20 protein-coding genes are annotated in these 18,849 nt (G+C 56.5%); 15 read left to right on the forward strand and 5 right to left on the reverse strand.

All coding sequences use genetic code 11. The annotated features are described in order from the left end of the window. Positions 1 to 205: 205 nt before the first annotated feature. Positions 206 to 1,072 (forward strand): helix-turn-helix transcriptional regulator, encoded by an 867-nt coding sequence (locus KGP16_RS15915; RefSeq protein WP_021805703.1) that lies wholly within the window; start codon positions 206 to 208, stop codon positions 1,070 to 1,072. An 816-nt stretch (positions 1,073 to 1,888) separates the two neighbouring features. Here the strand turns inward: KGP16_RS15915 and fliE are convergent. Continuing rightward, on the reverse strand, positions 1,889 to 2,203 hold the full coding sequence (gene fliE, locus KGP16_RS15920; RefSeq protein WP_218520375.1) for a flagellar hook-basal body complex protein FliE: 315 nt from the start codon (positions 2,201 to 2,203) through the stop codon (positions 1,889 to 1,891). A gap of 318 nt (positions 2,204 to 2,521) precedes the next feature. Here fliE and fliF point away from each other — a divergent pair, with 318 nt between their 5' ends. From fliF to sra, 14 genes are all read left to right on the forward strand, one after another. Further along, positions 2,522 to 4,210 (forward strand): flagellar basal-body MS-ring/collar protein FliF, encoded by a 1,689-nt coding sequence (gene fliF / locus KGP16_RS15925; RefSeq protein WP_223499965.1) that lies wholly within the window; start codon positions 2,522 to 2,524, stop codon positions 4,208 to 4,210. Next, positions 4,207 to 5,199 (forward strand): flagellar motor switch protein FliG, encoded by a 993-nt coding sequence (fliG, locus tag KGP16_RS15930; protein ID WP_021180960.1) that lies wholly within the window; start codon positions 4,207 to 4,209, stop codon positions 5,197 to 5,199. Before fliF ends, fliG begins: the two co-directional genes overlap by 4 nt. Beyond that, positions 5,192 to 5,890: a flagellar assembly protein FliH gene (gene fliH / locus KGP16_RS15935; RefSeq protein ID WP_021805705.1), complete on the forward strand. Its 699-nt coding sequence runs from the start codon at positions 5,192 to 5,194 to the stop codon at positions 5,888 to 5,890. Before fliG ends, fliH begins: the two co-directional genes overlap by 8 nt. Next, the gene (fliI, locus tag KGP16_RS15940; protein WP_021805706.1) at positions 5,890 to 7,251 is read left to right on the forward strand and encodes a flagellar protein export ATPase FliI; all 1,362 of its coding nucleotides are present in this window, start codon (positions 5,890 to 5,892) and stop codon (positions 7,249 to 7,251) included. Before fliH ends, fliI begins: the two co-directional genes overlap by 1 nt. A gap of 18 nt (positions 7,252 to 7,269) precedes the next feature. Beyond that, positions 7,270 to 7,716, forward strand: coding sequence for a flagellar export protein FliJ (fliJ, locus tag KGP16_RS15945; protein WP_021180957.1), 447 nt, complete (start codon positions 7,270 to 7,272; stop codon positions 7,714 to 7,716). Further along, positions 7,713 to 8,933, forward strand: a complete 1,221-nt coding sequence (locus KGP16_RS15950) for a flagellar hook-length control protein FliK (protein WP_223499966.1) — start codon at positions 7,713 to 7,715, stop codon at positions 8,931 to 8,933. The genes fliJ and KGP16_RS15950 overlap by 4 nt, the downstream gene beginning before the upstream one ends. 135 nt (positions 8,934 to 9,068) lie before the next feature. Further along, a complete protein-coding gene (gene fliL, locus KGP16_RS15955; RefSeq protein WP_021180955.1) occupies positions 9,069 to 9,560 on the forward strand; it encodes a flagellar basal body-associated protein FliL in 492 nt (163 codons plus the stop codon). Positions 9,561 to 9,566: 6 nt separating this feature from the next. Then, positions 9,567 to 10,571, forward strand: a complete 1,005-nt coding sequence (gene fliM, locus KGP16_RS15960; RefSeq protein ID WP_021180954.1) for a flagellar motor switch protein FliM — start codon at positions 9,567 to 9,569, stop codon at positions 10,569 to 10,571. After that, positions 10,564 to 10,977: a flagellar motor switch protein FliN gene (fliN, locus tag KGP16_RS15965; RefSeq protein ID WP_021180953.1), complete on the forward strand. Its 414-nt coding sequence runs from the start codon at positions 10,564 to 10,566 to the stop codon at positions 10,975 to 10,977. The genes fliM and fliN overlap by 8 nt, the downstream gene beginning before the upstream one ends. Continuing rightward, positions 10,977 to 11,381 carry a flagellar biosynthetic protein FliO gene (gene fliO, locus KGP16_RS15970; protein ID WP_059201112.1) on the forward strand — a complete coding sequence of 135 codons (405 nt, stop codon included), beginning with the start codon at positions 10,977 to 10,979 and terminating at the stop codon, positions 11,379 to 11,381. The genes fliN and fliO overlap by 1 nt, the downstream gene beginning before the upstream one ends. Beyond that, positions 11,378 to 12,133 carry a flagellar type III secretion system pore protein FliP gene (gene fliP, locus KGP16_RS15975; protein ID WP_059201113.1) on the forward strand — a complete coding sequence of 252 codons (756 nt, stop codon included), beginning with the start codon at positions 11,378 to 11,380 and terminating at the stop codon, positions 12,131 to 12,133. The genes fliO and fliP overlap by 4 nt, the downstream gene beginning before the upstream one ends. Positions 12,134 to 12,164: 31 nt before the next feature. Then, positions 12,165 to 12,434, forward strand: a complete 270-nt coding sequence (gene fliQ / locus KGP16_RS15980; protein ID WP_021180950.1) for a flagellar biosynthesis protein FliQ — start codon at positions 12,165 to 12,167, stop codon at positions 12,432 to 12,434. Between the two features lie 2 nt (positions 12,435 to 12,436). Next, entirely contained in the window at positions 12,437 to 13,219 is a 783-nt protein-coding gene (gene fliR / locus KGP16_RS15985) for a flagellar biosynthetic protein FliR (protein ID WP_021805709.1), read from the forward strand. 210 nt (positions 13,220 to 13,429) lie between these two features. Beyond that, complete coding sequence (gene sra / locus KGP16_RS15990; protein ID WP_141234381.1) at positions 13,430 to 13,648, forward strand: stationary-phase-induced ribosome-associated protein; 219 nt, start codon at positions 13,430 to 13,432, stop codon at positions 13,646 to 13,648. 157 nt (positions 13,649 to 13,805) lie between these two features. Here sra and flgL read toward each other — a convergent pair whose 3' ends face one another. The 4 genes from flgL to KGP16_RS16010 all read right to left on the reverse strand — a co-directional run bounded on the left by flgL (position 13,806) and on the right by KGP16_RS16010 (position 18,839). Beyond that, positions 13,806 to 14,768 carry a flagellar hook-associated protein FlgL gene (gene flgL, locus KGP16_RS15995; RefSeq protein WP_223499967.1) on the reverse strand — a complete coding sequence of 321 codons (963 nt, stop codon included), beginning with the start codon at positions 14,766 to 14,768 and terminating at the stop codon, positions 13,806 to 13,808. 61 nt (positions 14,769 to 14,829) lie between these two features. After that, complete coding sequence (gene flgK / locus KGP16_RS16000; RefSeq protein ID WP_223499968.1) at positions 14,830 to 16,485, reverse strand: flagellar hook-associated protein FlgK; 1,656 nt, start codon at positions 16,483 to 16,485, stop codon at positions 14,830 to 14,832. Between the two features lie 312 nt (positions 16,486 to 16,797). Beyond that, positions 16,798 to 17,739 carry a flagellar assembly peptidoglycan hydrolase FlgJ gene (gene flgJ / locus KGP16_RS16005; RefSeq protein ID WP_021805712.1) on the reverse strand — a complete coding sequence of 314 codons (942 nt, stop codon included), beginning with the start codon at positions 17,737 to 17,739 and terminating at the stop codon, positions 16,798 to 16,800. Beyond that, positions 17,739 to 18,839, reverse strand: a complete 1,101-nt coding sequence (locus KGP16_RS16010) for a flagellar basal body P-ring protein FlgI (protein ID WP_021180945.1) — start codon at positions 18,837 to 18,839, stop codon at positions 17,739 to 17,741. The genes flgJ and KGP16_RS16010 overlap by 1 nt, the downstream gene beginning before the upstream one ends. Positions 18,840 to 18,849: the final 10 nt, after the last annotated feature.

The raw sequence follows: 18,849 nt of genomic DNA on the forward strand, positions 1-18,849 counted from the left end.
TAATGCATGAAAATGCAAACCGCTGGCACTATTGCCGATTTAATGGATAACACTTATCCCGACACGGACGTTTTCTGTTCAACAGGAAACTGATTCTTGACAAGTAAATTATCGAGTTGTGATCGGCAACAGGCGAAAAAATGTTGCTCCATCCTCCAGCAAAGCGTAAAGATATTCGTAGATAATAACGATGAAATGAATATTGATGGAACGCTTAATTAATTTTTGTCCCGGGATCGGTGCCTCAGCACACATCATTCAGCATACTGAACTGCGACTTCCGTCGCTCTATTTTGAGCAGACGCATCTGTTTTTGATCCAGCAAGGGCAAACACGTATACGGTGGAAGCAACGGGAGGTGGTAGCTCGCGCCGGAGAGCTGTTGATCGTAGAAGGTGGGCTAACCGCCGATGTGATTAATAGTCTTTCAGACAGCGGAGTATACAGCTGCCAACTGCTGATTTGCGATCCCTTGCTGTTTGATACGGTAGCCAATGCGCCTATCGCGCCGCCTACCCCTTTCACTGGCGTCACTACGCTGACGAAGCTGCCCTGCCCGTTCTTGCACAGTTTTGAAACCGCGGCGCTGGCACTGACGCTGCACGATCGTTTTCCCCAGATGATTATCCGCCATAAAATGTGCGAAATCCTACTGTGGCTGGCACACCTGGGGATCCGCTTTACTCACCAGGAAGCCAATAATCTGACCCAGCAGGTGCGCCGCTTGCTGGCAAGCGATCCGCAACGGATTTGGACCGCCGCCGAAGTGGCTGAAAATCTGATGATGAGCGAGGTGGTGCTGCGGCGCAAACTGTCGGCGGAGAATAGCGCCTTGCGCAACCTGATGATCGATGTACGTATGAGCCGCGCGCTGCTGTTATTGCAGGCCACAGACTGGCCGATCTCCGCCATTGCACAATATGTGAGCTATGAAAGTTCTTCTCGTTTTGCCGAACGCTTTCGTAAACGATTCGGCTTCGCACCTACCGCCATCCGTGGGCACCAGCGAATTATGCAGCCCACCGCCGCGCAGCCTCCGGCATATCCATGGCTAAATACGGTAGAGGAATAGATGCTGGGTTTAACAACGGCAGGCTGAGGATGTGACTAAGGCCACCCTGAGTGGCCCGTACATCAGTTGAATTTAACTAACACATAGGTCAATACGGCCAACACAATTAACATGACAATGCTGAAAAAACGCCATCTTACTTCACTTTTAGTGCTCATCACTTTTCCCGAATAAATACTATTAGCGCGATTATTTCCATAGAAAAAATAACATCCTTGTAAAGCTGTGGATCTTTCATCTTATTCACAAAGCATCAGCCTACTCCAAAGCACGGTCAAAAAAATAATAGCCACCGCACAACAGGAATTAGGTCTTTCAATAAAACAGAGATATTTCTTTAAGTTACACCGCTCACGGTTCTCTGGCATTGCTTGAATGAGACTCAATCTCTTCAGCGTAAGCGATTATTTTTTGCGTGGTTTACGAGCGACACCGTACGAATCCACTCAAAGATATAAGACAGTTCCTGGGCTCGATGAGGATATATCTACATTACACCCTCGCTAATTGACATTTAGGACAATAACTACAAATATTAGCTTAATTAACCAATTTCAAGGAGGATAAGATAATGGAGTATTTGGTAGCATCGCTGACTGTTTTATGCCTTTTTTCCTTTAAGAAACACGCTAAAGTCATTGATAGTAAAAAGATTGGTGTTGCCCATAAAAAACACCGACGACGCTCAAGACACCGGCTTGCCATGATTTATTGATTAGGCAAACGGGTCGAAAACCACTGAAAATCACATTAGGGAGGCTTACGCCAATACAGAATAGATTATCTGTTTGCGCTATAGCCACCCTTTATTTACCGCTACACCGCCATATTCATGACGTCTTGATAAGCCGCAACCAGTTTATTACGTACCTGCACACCCAGCTGCAAAGACACCGAAGACTTCTGCAGATCGACCATCACGTCGTTCAAACTGATACCCGGCACACCCAATTCAAAATCCTGTGCTTGCTGACGCGCAGTTTGCTGAGTCTCGCTGATCTTACCGAGAGCCGCCTTTAACTCATTGGCAAAACTGGCTTCCTGCACCGGATCGTTTTGTCGCAGCGCTCCGGCCTGAACCGCCGTGGCTTGCAACTGCTGCACCACTCCTTCAATACCCTGAATTGCCATCATGACCTCGTTACTTCATTCATACCCTATGGATTTCAAGCGCTGGCCTGAAAAACGGCGGGAAAACCGCGCCTTCATTCGCCTGCATGATCCCGATGCTGCACACCCTACCACAGTGCTTTCCGGTTAAAGCGGCTAATTAACTGCAAAAACACCGGTTTATCGGGCCATCAAAACTTGCCCCTAGAGCAAATAATGGCATGCCCAAAAATGGGGGCGCTTTTGTTAGGCCGTAAAGAACTGTGTATTCAGGGAGTCTGTTTTGTCATCACACAACAACGCTAGCCATACCTCGAACCCGCCAGAGTGGGTACCAGCATGAATGGTGAAAGCCGTGATAACGGCCTGCTGGCCCTATGGAATCGCTTGCGTGCCAACCCTAAAATTCCACTGCTGATCGCGGCCTCGGCGGCGATCGCCATCGTGGTTGCGCTGATGCTATGGGCCAAAAGCCCGGATTACCGCGTGCTGTACAGCAATCTCAACGATCGTGACGGCGGCGCTATCGTCACGCAACTCACGCAGATGAACATCCCCTATCGCTTTACCGAGAACGGCTCGGCGTTGATGATCCCGGCGGAGAAGGTGCATGAAACCCGCCTGCGTCTGGCGCAACAGGGGCTGCCTAAGGGAGGTGCCGTCGGCTTTGAACTGCTGGATCAGGAAAAATTCGGCATCAGCCAGTTCAGCGAACAGATCAACTACCAGCGCGCGCTGGAAGGCGAACTGTCACGCACTATCGAATCCCTGGGGCCGGTACAGAATGCCCGTGTGCATCTGGCACTGCCTAAGCCTTCGCTGTTTGTACGCGAACAAAAGAACCCCTCAGCTTCCGTGACGCTCACGCTGCAACCTGGCCGCACGTTAGACGACGGCCAGATCAATGCCGTGGTGTATATGGTATCCAGCAGCGTGGCCGGTTTGCCGCCGGGCAACGTCACGGTGGTCGATCAGGCTGGCCGCCTGCTGACCCAATCTGACGGCACCGGACGCGATCTCAATGCCGCACAGTTGAAGTACGCCAATGAGGTTGAGAACCGCTATCAGCGCCGTATTGAAGCTATTCTGGCACCGATTGTCGGCAGCGCGAACGTGCGTGCACAGGTAACGGCACAAATCGATTTCTCCACCCGCGAGCAAACCGACGAACAGTACCAGCCCAACCAACAGCCGGATAAATCAGCAATACGCTCCAGACAGCTCAGCCAGAGTGAACAGAACGGCGGGCAACAGATCGGCGGCGTACCGGGTGCCCTTTCCAACCAGCCAAGTGCAGCGCCGACTGCACCGATAGAAACACCAAAAACTACGGCGGCGGGCAATACAAATACCCCTGCCACGGCAAGCAATGCCAATAACAGCACGCGTACCGGGGCTAGCGGTAACGTAGCGCAAAACAGTCGCCGTGATGAAACCACCAACTACGAGGTGGATCGCACCATTCGTCATACCCAGCACAAGGCTGGAGCGGTGGAACGCCTGTCGGTCGCCGTGGTGCTCAACACCCTGGGTACCGATAAAGACGGTAAACCACAGCCGATGAGCAAAGAACAGCTGGCTCAGGTGGAGTCGCTGGTCCGTGAAGCGATGGGTTACTCCAGCAGCCGTGGCGATACGCTTAACGTGGTCAACACCCAGTTCAACGATGTAGAGCAGACCGGCGGCGAGTTGCCTTTCTGGCAGTCACAGTCGTTTATCGATCGGTTGTTCAACGCAGGCCGCTATTTGCTGGTGCTGCTGGTGGCCTGGATTTTGTGGCGCAAGCTGGTTCGTCCGCAGCTGCAAAGCCGTCAGGTGGCGCAACAAGCTGCAGTGGCCGCTGCCAATACGCCAGCCACTCGCCCGGCTGAGGTGAACAAGCCAAGTCATGAAGAGCAGGCGCTGCACAAGAAATCACAGCAGCGCGTCAATGCTGAAGTCCAGGGCCAGCGGATCCGCGAACTGGCAGATAAAGATCCACGCGTGGTGGCCCTGGTGATCCGTCAATGGATGAGTAACGAACTATGAGTCTGACAGGTACCGAAAAGAGCGCCATCCTGCTGATGACGCTGGGTGAAGATCGCGCCGCCGAAGTCTTCAAGCACCTCTCGTCACGGGAAGTGCAGCAGTTGAGTGGCACCATGGCCAGTATGCGCCAGGTGTCCCACAAACAGTTGGGGGAGGTCCTCAGAGAGTTTGAAGACGATGCCGAACAGTATGCCGCGCTGAGCGTCAATGCCAGCGACTACCTACGCTCGGTGCTGGTAAAAGCCTTGGGTGAAGAACGTGCCAGCAGCCTGCTGGAGGATATTCTCGAATCACGCGAAGACACCTCCGGCATGGAAACGCTCAACTTTATGGAGCCGCAGAGCGCGGCCGATCTGATCCGCGACGAACACCCGCAGATCATTGCCACCATCCTGGTTCACCTCAAGCGCGGCCAGGCGGCGGATATCCTGGCACAGTTCGAGGAGCGCCTGCGCAACGACGTGATGCTGCGTATCGCCACCTTCGGCGGTGTACAGCCAGACGCCCTGGCAGAGCTGACCGAAGTGCTGAACAATCTGCTGGACGGCCAGAACCTCAAGCGCAGCAAAATGGGGGGCGTCCGTACCGCCGCCGAGATTATCAACCTGATGAAAACCCAGCAGGAAGAGGCGGTTATTGGTGCCATGCGTGACTACGACGGCGAGCTGGCGCAGAAGATCATCGACGAAATGTTCCTGTTCGAAAACCTGGTCGAAGTGGACGATCGCAGCATCCAGCGCCTGTTGCAGGACGTGGAAAGCGAATCCCTGTTGATCGCCTTGAAAGGGGCCGAACAGCCGCTGCGCGAGAAGTTCCTCAAGAACATGTCGCAACGTGCCGCCGATATCCTGCGCGACGATCTGGCCAACCGTGGCCCGGTCCGCATGTCGCAGGTGGAGAACGAACAGAAGGCTATCCTGTTGGTGGTACGCCGCCTGGCAGAAACCGGCGAAATGATCATCGGCGGTGGTGAGGACACCTATGTCTGATCGCCTCAACACCCTGCCCTGGCAGCCCTGGTCGCTTAACGATCTGGCAGATCCCAAACCGGTGCTGGAACCGGAAAGCCCGCCTGAAGTGATCGTCATCCCGCAGGATGACAGCATCAACGAACAGCAACGGCTGGAGATGCTGCGTTTGCAGGCCCAACAGCAAGGTCAGCAACAAGGCTTTGCCGAGGGCCAGCAGAAAGGCTATGACGCCGGTTTCCAGGCCGGGCTGGAGGAAGGCCGTCAGCAAGGCATTCTGGCGGGCCAACAGCAGCAGCAACCGATCACCGAACATTGGCAGCAGTTGGTCACCGAGTTCCAGCACACGCTGGACGCGCTCGACAGCGTGATTGCCTCGCGCCTGATGCAGTTGGCCCTGACGGCGGCCAAACAGGTCATCGGCCAAGCGCCGGTGTGCGATGGCACCGCCCTGCTCGGCCAGATCCAACAGTTGATCCAGCAAGAACCGATGTTCAGCGGCAAACCTCAGTTGCGCGTACACCCGGATGATTACGAACGTGTAGAGCAGCAGCTTGGCATGACACTCAGCCTGCACGGCTGGCGGCTGCTGGCCGACGGACAGTTACATCCAGGCGGCTGCAAGGTCAGCGCAGAAGAAGGCGATCTGGATGCCAGCCTGGCCACCCGCTGGCATGAACTGTGCCGTCTGGCCGCACCGGGAGAGCTGTGATGACCGTTCGTCTCGGCCGTTGGCTGAACTCGCTGGACAGTCTGGAAAAACGCATTGCCCGTGCGCCCGCGGTGCGCCGCTATGGCCGTCTGACGCGAGCTACCGGGCTGGTACTGGAAGCCACCGGTTTGCAGTTACCGCTGGGGGCCACCTGCCTGATCGAACGCCATGACAGCGGTGTGGTGCAGGAGGTAGAAAGCGAGGTGGTCGGTTTTAACGGCCAGCGGCTGTTCCTGATGCCGCTGGAAGAGGTCGACGGTATCGTGCCCGGCGCTCGGGTCTATGCTCGCGTCTCCCCCGAAGGACAAAGCGCCAGCAAACAGTTACCCCTTGGCCCGGCATTGCTTGGCCGGGTGCTCGACGGCGGTGCCAAACCGCTCGATGGCCTGCCAGCACCAGATACCGGCTACCGCGCGCCGCTGATCACCGCCCCGTTCAACCCGTTGCAGCGCACCCCGATCGAACAGGTACTCGACGTCGGTGTGCGCACCATCAACGGGCTGCTCACCGTGGGCCGCGGCCAGCGCATGGGCCTGTTCGCCGGTTCTGGCGTGGGTAAAAGCGTGCTGCTCGGCATGATGGCGCGTTACACCCAGGCCGACGTGATCGTCGTTGGGCTGATCGGCGAACGTGGCCGCGAAGTGAAAGACTTTATCGAAAACATCCTCGGCACCGAGGGACGCGCCCGTTCGGTGGTAATCGCTGCACCGGCAGACGTTTCGCCGCTGCTACGCATGCAAGGCGCCGCCTATGCCACCCGTATCGCCGAGGATTTCCGCGATCGGGGCCAACACGTACTGCTGATTATGGATTCCCTGACCCGTTACGCCATGGCGCAACGTGAAATCGCCCTGGCAATCGGCGAACCCCCGGCTACCAAAGGCTATCCGCCTTCGGTATTCGCCAAACTACCCGCGCTGGTAGAGCGTGCCGGTAACGGCATCAGCGGCGGCGGTTCCATCACCGCGTTTTATACCGTGTTGACCGAAGGTGATGACCAGCAAGACCCGATTGCCGATTCGGCACGCGCCATCCTTGATGGCCATGTGGTGCTCTCCCGGCGCCTGGCGGAAGCGGGCCACTACCCTGCCATCGATATTGAAGCGTCGATCAGCCGTGCCATGACCTCGCTGATCGATGAGGAGCATTACCGGCGGGTACGTAACTTCAAACAGATGTTGGCCAGTTACCAACGTAACCGCGATCTGATCAGTGTAGGAGCCTACGCCGCAGGCAGCGATCCGCTGCTGGACAAGGCCATGACGCTGTATCCGCAGATGGAAGCCTATCTGCAACAGGGCATTTTCGAACGCAGCGGCTACGACGATGCCTGCCAACAGTTGCAGCAACTGATTGTTTAACCACGGAGCCTGAGCACCATGAAACCACAGTCACCGCTGATTATCCTGCGCGATCTGGCGCAGGATGCCGTAGAACAGGCCGCACAGCACCTCGGCCAGGCACGTCAGGCGCAACAGGCGGCGGAGCAACAGCTTGCCATGCTGCTCAACTACCAGGATGAGTATCGGCAAAAGCTGAACAACACCCTGTCTAGCGGCATGGGTTCCGCCAGTTGGCAAAACTACCAGCAGTTTATCGGCACGCTCGAGCAGGCCATCAGCCAGCATCGCCAGCAGTTGCTCCAGTGGAGCGAGAAGGTAGAACGGGCGGTCAAACAGTGGCAGGACAAACAGCAGCGGCTGAACGCTTTTGAAACGCTCAACACCCGTGCCCTCAGCGCCGAACTGATGCTGGAAAACAAGCGTGACCAAAAACTGATGGATGAGTTCGCTCAACGCAGTTCACAAAGGAATCTAAACCCATGAACCTCAACGTTCTTTCTGGTTTGCCCGCGACAGTTGATGGCACGGAGACTGGCCTTACCGCGCTGTCGTTGGATGATGCCGGACTGTCTGCCAGCTTTGCTCAACTGCTCGGCGAGCGCTTCATGCCCGAAGGTCAACTGAAAGGCAAGCCGAACGTGGCCCAGCTACTGGCCGAAGATCCACAAATCTCAACCCTCAGCCGCCAACAGCTTAACCAATTGCTGACCTCGCTCAGCGATCGTGGCCGTTTGCTGGCCGCTCCGCAGGAACTGGATACGGCAGACGATAGCCAAACCCGGTTAACCCAGCGCGATGACGAACAGCCGCTGCACCCTGTAGATACTTTGGATGCGGCCAGCTTGCAGGCTCTGTTTGCCATGCTGCCTGCCGCCGTAGTGCAACCGTTACCAGGAAATGGGGTCGCAACCGCCGCTGAGCCAAGCGGGGACGAAGCGCCGCTGACGGGAACCGCATCACTGTTAGCCACCCTGAGCGAAAAACCAGCGTTATCCACTGCTGGCCTGCCAGCGTCAAAATCGCAGCCGAACGCAGACGATAAATCCGCCTTGGCCGCCAAAACTGACGCGTCGTCAGTACTGTCTTCTCAGACCGATAACAATCAGGATAGCGGTACCACTCCACTGAAACTGGCGGCTGAATCGGCGCAATCTTCTGCAACGCCACAGCACGCAGCCCCTGCGCCAGTTTCCAGCCCGGTGATCGCCAGCCAACCCGTCAGCGCGACGGTGAGCGCACCGGCAACGCCACAGTTGAACGCTCAACTCGGCAGCCAGGAATGGCAACAGGCACTGAGTCAACAGGTGCTGATGTTCCACCGCAACGGCCAGCAGAGCGCCGAGTTACGCCTACATCCGCAGGAACTGGGTGCCTTGCAAATCACGCTGAAGCTCGACGATAACCAGGCCCAGTTGCATATCGCCTCGGCACACGGCCAGGTTCGTGCGGCGGTGGAAGCCGCGCTGCCCCATCTACGCCATGCGCTGGCGGAAAGTGGTATCAACCTTGGCCAGAGCAGCGTTGGCGGTGAGTCACTGCCACAGCCGCAACAGTCACAGCAGCAGGCCTCTCACCAAGGCGGGCAGCCTTCTTACCGTGAACAACACGGCAGCGCGGAAACCGGCGTTGAAGCCCTGAGCGCCCCAGCAGCGCTGCAGGCGATGGCCCGCTCGGTCGACGGCGTTGATATTTTCGCCTGACGGCGTGCAAACGCTCAAGCTGGCACGCTTTTCCCCGCCTATTCTGGCTATTGCAGCCCAGAATAAGCGGGATAATGGAATTACATGTATTGCGTGCAGCTTGTCAGCACGCAGAGAACAGGATTTGACTTAGTAATGTCTCAGAACTCCCTTCCAACAGCAGCAACAAAAAAACGCCCAATACTGGTGATCCTGCTGGTACTGATCGCCTTAGGCGCATGTGGTGCCGCAGGCTACAGCTGGTGGTTGATGCAGCAGCATAAGAACGGTCAACCCGCCGCCGAGGAAAAAAAGCAGCCGCCTCCGGCCCCGGTGTTTATGCCATTGGATACCTTTACCGTCAATCTGGTGACGCCGGATAACAACCTGGACCGCGTGTTGTATATCGGCCTGACGCTGCGCCTGCCAGATGAAGAAACACGCCGCCGGTTGAACGATTTTCTGCCGGAAGTGCGTAGCCGTCTGCTAATGCTGCTTTCACGACAGGAAGCAAGCCAACTGGCCAACGAGCAAGGGAAACAGCAACTGGTGGCACAGATTAAAGACGTGCTCAGCCCACCGCTGGTGACGGGACAACCGAAGCAAGTGGTCAGCGATGTGCTGTTCACTGCCTTCATACTGCGGTAATAAACCATGGGCGACAATATTCTTTCACAGGCCGAGATCGACGCACTGCTCAATGGCGACAGCGCGGGGGATGAACCCGCCGCCGTCATCGGTCATGAAAGCGAGGTCAAACCTTACGATCCCACCACCCAACGGCGCGTGGTGCGTGAGCGCCTGCAAGCGCTGGAGATCATTAACGAGCGTTTTGCCCGTCAGTTTCGCATGGGGCTGTTTAACCTGTTGCGCCGTAGCCCGGATATTACCGTCGGGGCGATCAAGATCCAGCCATACCATGAGTTTGCCCGCAACCTGCCGGTGCCGACCAACCTGAACCTGGTCCACCTGAATCCATTGCGCGGCACGGCGCTGTTTGTGTTTGCCCCCAGCCTGGTGTTTATCGCCGTGGATAACCTGTTCGGTGGCGATGGCCGTTTTCCTACCAAGGTCGAGGGCCGGGAATTTACGCCAACCGAACAGCGGGTGATCAAACGCATGCTGCGCTTGGCGCTGGACGCCTATGGCGATGCCTGGAGCGCCATCTACAAGATCGATGTGGAATACGTACGTGCCGAAATGCAGGTCAAGTTCACCAATATCACCACCTCTCCCAACGATATCGTGGTAACCACGCCGTTCCAGGTGGAGATCGGGGCGCTGAGCGGTGAATTTAATATCTGTATTCCATTCGCCATGATCGAGCCACTGCGCGAGTTGCTGACTAACCCACCGGTGGAGAACTCCCGCCAGGAAGACAGCCAGTGGCGAGAAACGCTGGTGAAACAGGTTCAGCACTCCGAACTGGAGCTGATAGCCAACTTTGTCGATATCCCGATGCGCCTGTCGAAAGTGCTGAAACTCCAGCCGGGCGACGTGTTACCGATCGATAAACCGGAGCGCCTGATCGCCCATGTTGACGGCGTCCCGGTCTTGACCAGCCAATACGGCACCTTGAACGGGCAGTACGCCCTGCGTGTTGAACATTTGATTAACCCTATTTTGAATGCCCTGAGTGAGGAACGGCCCAATGAGTGATCCTAAACAACCGTCTGGCGAAGAGAAGGACTCCGTAGACGATCTGTGGGCTGATGCGTTTAACGAGCAACAGGCGACCGAAAAATCCGCCTCTACCGAGGGCGTATTCAAATCGCTGGAAGCTCAGGATGCGTTGGGTAGCCTGCAAGATATCGATCTGATCCTGGATATTCCGGTCAAGCTGACCGTGGAACTGGGCCGCACCAAGATGACCATCAAAGAGCTGCTGCGCCTGTCGCAAGGCTCGGTGGTGGCGTTGGATGGTCTGGCCGGTGAACCCTTGGATATCCTGATTAACGGCTATCTCATCGCCCAGGGCGAAGTGGTGGTGGTCGGCGACAAGTTCGGCGTACGCATCACCGATATCATCACGCCTTCCGAGCGCATGCGCCGCCTGAGCCGCTAATGAACCCCAACGCCAGCGTGCAGACACAAAGCACTCAGCAGCCCGCCGGTACGGCGCTGCCCACCGGCTCGGTATTGATGCAGGTCAGCAGCGCGCTCGGTGCTATTTTGCTGCTGATCCTGCTCGCTGGCTGGCTGTTTCGTCGGTTGGGCTTTGCCCCGCAGGCCCGTGGCAATCAAAAATTGCTCAACCTGCGTGCCAGCTGTCAGGTTGGCCAACGCGAACGGGTGGTGGTGGTTGAAGTGGATAACACCTGGCTGGTGCTGGGCGTTACGGCTCAGCAAATCACCCCGTTGCACACCCTGTCCGCGCCACCGACTCAGGAAGCAACCGATCACAAGTCACCGGCAGATTTCCGCCAACTGATGCAAAACGTCTTAAAACGCCCGGATAAATCGGCATGAATCCATTCTCCTACCGCCGGGCTTTTGGCCCGCTGCTGGCCGCAGGCCTGCTACTGCTCAGCCCTGCCGCTTTGGCACAGTTGCCGGGGCTGATTAGCCAACCTACGGCCAACGGCGGCCAAAGCTGGACGCTGCCGGTGCAGACGCTGGTACTGATCACCTCACTCAGCTTCCTGCCCGCGATGCTGCTGATGATGACCAGCTTTACCCGCATCATCATCGTGCTGGGGCTGCTGCGTAACGCCCTCGGCACCCCATCGGCACCGCCCAATCAGGTAATGCTGGGGCTGGCACTGTTTTTGACCTTCTTTATCATGTCACCGGTGTTCGACAAGGTATATCAGGATGCCTACCTGCCGTTCAGCCAGGACAAGATCAGCATGGAGGTAGCGATCGACAAAGGTTCGCAGCCGCTACGTGAGTTTATGCTGCGCCAGACGCGGGAAAGCGATCTCGCCCTGTACGCCAGGCTAGCTAACCTGCCCGCGTTGGAAGGTCCAGAGGCCGTCCCGATGCGTATTCTGTTGCCCGCCTATGTCACCAGTGAGCTGAAAACTGCCTTCCAGATTGGTTTTACCGTATTTATTCCGTTCCTGATCATCGACCTGGTGGTGGCCAGCGTGCTGATGGCGCTGGGGATGATGATGGTACCGCCCGCGACCATCTCGCTACCGTTCAAACTGATGTTGTTTGTGCTGGTGGATGGTTGGCAGTTGCTGTTGGGATCGCTGGCGCAGAGTTTTTACAGCTAGCAGACCCCCTCCCCTCTATTGGAGCAAAAAGATGACACCTGAATCGGTAATGGCGCTGGGTACGGAAGCGATGAAAGTGGCGCTGGCGCTGGCCGCCCCACTGCTGCTAGCCGCGCTGTTCAGCGGGCTGATCGTCAGCCTGTTGCAGGCCGCCACGCAGATTAACGAAATGACGCTGTCGTTCATTCCCAAAATTCTCTCCGTGGTCGCCACCCTGATCGTTGCCGGGCCGTGGATGCTCAATCTGCTATTGGACTACATGCGCATGCTGTTCAGCAACCTGCCGAACCTGATCGGCTAACCATGCTAACCTTTGACAGCGCCCAACTCAGCGTCTGGCTCAGCCAGTTCTTCTGGCCTCTGCTGCGCGTCCTGGCGCTGATTAGCACCGCCCCGCTGTTCAGCGAAAAGCAGATCTCCAAGCGGGTGAAAATTGGCTTGGGCGGTCTGATCGTATTGCTGATCGCCCCTACGCTGCCCACCAGCAATATCCCGCTGTTTTCTGTCACCGGCCTGTGGCTGGCCGTGCAGCAGATCCTGATCGGCGTGGCGATCGGTTTAACAATGCAGTTCGCCTTTGCAGCTGTGCGCCTGGCGGGTGAGGTGATCGGCATGCAGATGGGGCTGTCCTTTGCCACCTTCTTCGATCCCTCTGGCGGCCCCAATACGCCACTGCTGGCGCGCCTGCTGAACCTGCTGGCGATGTTATTATTCCTCAGCTTCGATGGTCACCTGTGGCTGATCTCGCTGCTGGCAGACAGCTTCCATACCCTGCCGATCCAGGCACGGCCGCTGAACGGCAACGGTTTCCTGGCGCTGACCCAGGCAGGAACGCTGATCTTCATTAACGGTATGATGCTGGCGCTGCCGCTGATCTGCCTGCTGCTGACGCTGAACCTGGCGCTTGGCCTGCTCAACCGCGTTACCCCGCAGCTTTCGGTGTTTGTGATCGGTTTCCCGGTTACGTTAACCATCGGCATGTTGACCCTTGGCATGATGATGCCGATGCTGGCCCCCTTCTGCGAACACCTGTTCGGTGAGTTTTTCGATCGGCTGGCGACGGTGATCGGCGGTATGTCCCCTTAATCCCGAGGTTACCCGCGAGACAAACTAGCAGGGAAAGATATTTTCCGAGATAAAAAGTTGAAAAAGCGAAATTAACCAGATTTAGCGGCGATTATTCTGCCGGGCTTGAATAATATAATACCCCCCTTAGAATGGCCTCATTAAATAAATCCCACGCCGTATAAAAATACGGACCAAAGCCATTATTTTTGGTTGGCGATTTATTAAAAAATGGATAACCAAGAAAATAAAACAACGGAGCCTTCGGGCTACGGTATTTTATTTTTCTCAACTGACTTATCTCAATACGGCCAGGAGCACGGAATGAAGACGAAAACCAACAGGAAAGCACGTAGAGCCTTGGGTATGGCGCATTGGGTAACCAACCGCGTTCAGATTACGCCGTCAGCCTGCGGCAAGATTTGGACCGTAGCCAAAAAGAAAAAATAATCTGTTTTTAATGCGTAGCGTTAAAAATAGTAAAATCACTTATCCAGCCTGAATATCCTGACGTTTCCCGCCGTTAAATCAGGCTGTGTAAAAACGGTGCTGCGCTCTATATCCACGTTATAGGGCGCAGTGCCCTACAAGCGTGAATAACTATTTCTTATCGGTTTATTTGGAATAATGACATACCCTGCATATCGCTAAAGGTCTTATACGATGCCTGCAAAGCCGCCTGTTGCATGTAGTAAGACGAGATCGCCTCCACCACATCCGCCTCAACCAACGCGGTCAGCTGATTTTTGTTAGCCGTATTGTTTTCGATGCCGATGCTGTCCAACACGTCCAACTCCTGCAGCTGAGTCCCCAACACTGCACTGGTGCTCAGCACGTTGTTATAGCTGTTATCCAGGCCACGGGTTGCCTTATCAAGCGCCGCTGTCACCTGCGTACGGGTGGCCTCATCGGCGCCCTCCAGCGGGGTCTTCAACGCTTTCAGCGCCATGTCGATGCTCTCGAACACGTTGGCTTCGGAACGGCTGCCATCCGGCTCCGGTTTGATATTGCTGGTCAGCGACATAAATATCGAGCTGCCGGTATGGCCCACGGTCATGGTGCGGTTGGCGTCCACTTTCTGCTCAATGGCCGAGCTGCTGCCCTGGTAAACCACCTTGCCACCCTGCTCGACAAACGGAGCTTTATCATTGGCAAAGCCGGCAAAAATAAAACGGCCGTTACCGTCGGTGCTGTTGGCCTGGCTGAGTAGCTGATCTTTCAGCCCCTGCAACTGGGTGGCCAAAGAGTCGCGGTCATTATCGCTGAGAGTGCCATTACCGGCGTTGACGATCAGCGTTTTCATGTCCTTGATGCCGTCGGCGGCGCTACGCAGCACGGTTTCTTCCATCGAGATGTTCTGACGGGCAAAGGTGCGCGCCAGCGCGTACTGGCTGTTTTCTGACATCGACTGCGAGATCATCACCGCCTGTGACGCCGCTAACGGATCGTCCGAAGGGTAAAGCACGCGCTTGCCGCTGGAAAGCTGCTGCCCGGACTGCATCCACAGAGACTGATTATTGGTGACCCCCGACAGATTCTGCTGGTAGATCATGCTGGTGCTCATGCGCATGGGTTAGGTTCCTCACTAAGGGCATCCACAGCCGGCATATCGGCTGCGGTTAACGGTAAAATCAACGAATATTCAGTATGGCGTCAAACAACGAGCTGGCGGTCTGGATCACCTGCGCATTGGCCATGTAATACTGTTGGAAACGCAGCAGTTCGCCATACTCTTCGTCCAGGTTAACCCCGGAAATGGACTGCTGTTGGGTTTGCAATTGGGTCACAATATTGGTTTGTGCGGTGGCGTTGACTTTGGCGGTAGCGGTCTGGTTACCCACGCTGCTGACCAATCCGGCATAGGCGCCGCTCAAGGTTGCTTTACCCTCCACCACTTTTTTGGCGGTTTGCAGATCGAGCAGTTTCTTGACGTTGTCGTTATCGCCCTTACCGCCATCTTCCGTTCCTGCGGCAGCAAACTTGGCCGAGTCGCTGATAGCAACCTTCAGGGTACCAGCTACATCGCTAACCGGTTTCACGGTAAAGCTGTCGTTCTTTTTCGCGTTGCCCGTCACGCCGACCTGCAGGCCATCAAAGCTCAGCGTCGGTTTGCCATCCGCATCGGTGCCTGCGGTGGCAGGTACTTTGACGTTGTCGGACAGGCGCGTAACCTGCCAGTTGGCACCGTCAAACTCCATGCGGTAGTCACTGGCCTTGACCTTGCTGGTATCGGTAAAGGAGACCGACAGCGAGGCATTGCCGGTGTTGTTGGTATTGTTAACCGTACGCCCACCTGAGAAGCTGAAGAAATCTTCCCCCGGATCGCCGTTGATATCAAAGCCTTCGCGATGCTGCTGGTTAAAGCTATCGGCCAGCGCCAGGGCCAGTTGCCCCAACTGGTTACGTGCGCCATCCAGTGATTCACTACGGAACTTCAGCACGCCGCTGACGCTACCGCTGCCAATCTGGCTTTCCGGAATTTCGCTGGCGCCATTGCCGCGATCGTAACCGAGCGTCAGGCGGGACGGGTCTTTGCTGGAAGGCATCGCCGTCACCTGATAGGAGGAGTTGCCCTGCACCAGCGTCAGGCCGTTGGCGAAGGTCACGGTATAGGCATCACCGTCCTGCTGGGTGACCTGAACGCCGACCACCTTGTTAAGCTCCGTCACCAACTGATCGCGCTGATCCAGCAAGGCGTTCGGCTCGCTGCCGCCGCTGCTGGCCCGCACCTGGGTGATTTCGTTATTCAGGCGGGCGATCTGCTGGCTGTAAGTATTGATCTGGTTGGCGCTGTCGCTCAGTTGCTGGTTGACGCCCGCATCCATATCGCGCAGATACTTGTCCGCATTGTTGAACTGATTCACCAGGCCGTTGGCCTTGCCTAACACGGTCTGGCGGGCAGCGTCATCCCCGGCATTGCTGACGACGTTTTGCAGGTTTTTGAAGAAATCTTCCATCCCCGATGCCAGGGTGTTGGTTTTAGACGCCAGCAGGTTATCGATCTGGGAGACTTTTTCGAAGTAGCTGCTCTGAGCCGAAGCTTCGCTTTGCGCTCCGCGCAGCTGGGTCATGATGAACTGGTTATACTCGCGATTGACCGTAGTCACGGTGGCTCCGTTGCCGATAAATCCGTTCATGGTGCCCAGGCCGCCGTTTTGCGCCAGGATCGCGGTCTGGCGGTTATAGCCCGCCACGTTGTAGTTGGAAATGTTATTACTGACGGTGCTAAGCGCAACCTGCGCCGCATTCAGGCCACTCATCGCGGTATTGATTAAGCTGTTGGACATAGAGGTTCCTTATGCTGCGGTGCCAGCGGCCCACAGAGGTCAAAAATTGTGCCGGGCGTTGCCATCCAGCCTGCTTGGGTTATCGGCCACGATGGAGAAAACTTGAGGAAAATAGTAGTGACTCACCTTGGCTAAACAGGCACTCGAGTTTGTTGAGATTATCGATTTACTTCCAAAAGCACTGGGGCTATCAGCTCCCTCTCCCTGTGGGAAAGGAGGCATTCGAGTTTGTTGAAATCACCGATTTACTTCCAAAAGCGCTGGGGCTATCAACTCCCTCTCCCTGTGGGAGAGGGTTGGGGTGAGGAGCCACTAAAACAGATCCTGCAAATCGTGGGTATAGGCTTTGGTTACCTGTTCCCCAGCGCTTTTCATCTGCTGGATCATGCTGACCAGCTTTTTGGCATACAGCGGATCGGTAGCATAACCGGCCTTTTGCAGCGCATGCGCCGCCTGCTCGGGACTGCTGGCACTGGCAACGTTGGCGTAGCGCGGGTTGTTGGTCAGCAATTTGACGTAATCCCCAATCGCTTCCATATAGGAGCCATAGACGCGGAAGCGGGCCTTGACCTTCTTCGCCACCCCTTCCTCGAACTCGGTAGTGGTGATTTCCGTCACCGGGCCGTCCCAACTGCTACCGGCCTTGATACCAAACAGGTTGTAACTGCGTGAACCATCCGCCGCGGGGATCTCGCGTTGCCCCCAGCCAGACTCCAGCGCGGCCTGCGCCATGATCAGCTGGTGCGGAATACCGCTTTGCTGGCTGGCAACCCGTGCTGGAATAGACAGCTGCGCGACAAAGTTGCCATTGCTCAGCGGCAAGGGAGGCGCCGAAGGTATTTTTGGCACCGCCCGGCGTACCATCTGTTCCAATGCCTGACGCGGCAAGGTCTGCAACACTTCGTTGTCCAGCGCCATCGGCACCGTCCCTGCGGTTTCGCTTGGGCGGCTGTTTCCGGCGGAGAGCTGCTTGACCATCATGTCCGCCAGCCCCAAACCTTTCTGCGACATCTGTTGGGCGATCTGCTGATCGTACATCGAGGTATACAGCCGCGTCTGATCGCTGCTCAACACGCCGTCCTGCGGCAACGCCGCACGCATGCTTTTCAGCATCATCTGCACGAACATTCCTTCCACCTGCTGGGCAACCTGTTTGATATTGCCCTGCGGATCGGCGGCAACATCGCGCTTCAAGCCGTTCAGCGACTGGGTGTCATAGGCCGCACCCGACATGGCCATCAGATCGCTGCTCATCAGATAATTTCCAGTTTGGCACGCAGGCAGCCAGCGCTCTGCATTGCCTGCAAGATAGACATCAGGTCGATCGGCGTCGCCCCCAGCGCATTCAACGCGCGAACTACGTTATTGAGGTTGGCGCTAGCGTTCACTTTTTGCAGTGAACCGCCCTGCTGCTGCACGGAAATCTGGGTATTCGGCGTCACCACGGTCTGGCCACCGCCGAATGGCGTATCCGGCTGGCTGACGGTGTTTTGCCGATCGACCACCACAGACAGGTTCCCCTGTGCTACTGCGCAGGAATCCAGCACCACATCGCGGTTCATTACTACCGAGCCGGTACGGGAGTTGATGATCACTTTGGCATCCATTGCCCCAACGTTAATGCTGATATTCTGGATATCTGCCAGGAAGCGCACTTGCGAACTATTGCCGCGTGGCACCAGCACCTGCACGGTACGGGAATCGAGTGGAGAGGCTGTGCCGCCCCCGCGCTGGCGGTTGATAGCATCACTGATCTGTTGTGCCAGGGTGAAATCATCGTCGTTCAGTTGCAGGTTGATCACGCCATCCTGGCCGAAGGTGGTAGGCAATTCACGTTCGATGGAAGCGCCGTTGCTGATACGCCCACCGGCCAACTGATTGACCTGCACGCTGCTGCCCCCGGAGGACGCACCGGCCCCGCCGACCAACACGTTACCCTGTGCCAACGCATAAACCTGATTATCAACGCCTTTGAGCGGCGTCATCAGCAGTGTCCCGCCACGCAGGCTTTTGGCGTTACCCATTGAGGACACCACCACGTCGATGTTCTGCCCCGCACGGGAAAACGGCGGTAGCTTGGCGGTTACCATCACCGCCGCCACGTTTTTCAACTGCATGTTGGTGCCTGGCGGCACGGTGATCCCCAGTTGCGATAGCATGTTGCTCAGGCTCTGGGTGGTAAACGGGGTTTGCATGGTCTGATCGCCAGAGCCGTCCAACCCCACGACCAGGCCGTAGCCAATCAACGCGTTGTCACGTACACCCTGTACCGTCACCAGATCGCGGATGCGTTCCGCCGTCGCGGGCAGGCAAACCAGCATCATGGACAGTGTGAGAAGTAACTTTTTCAACATCGGTCAATCC

The sequence above is a fragment of the Serratia sp. JSRIV006 genome (genome assembly GCF_019968685.1).
In the GTDB taxonomy this organism is placed as follows: domain Bacteria; phylum Pseudomonadota; class Gammaproteobacteria; order Enterobacterales; family Enterobacteriaceae; genus Chania; species Chania fonticola_B.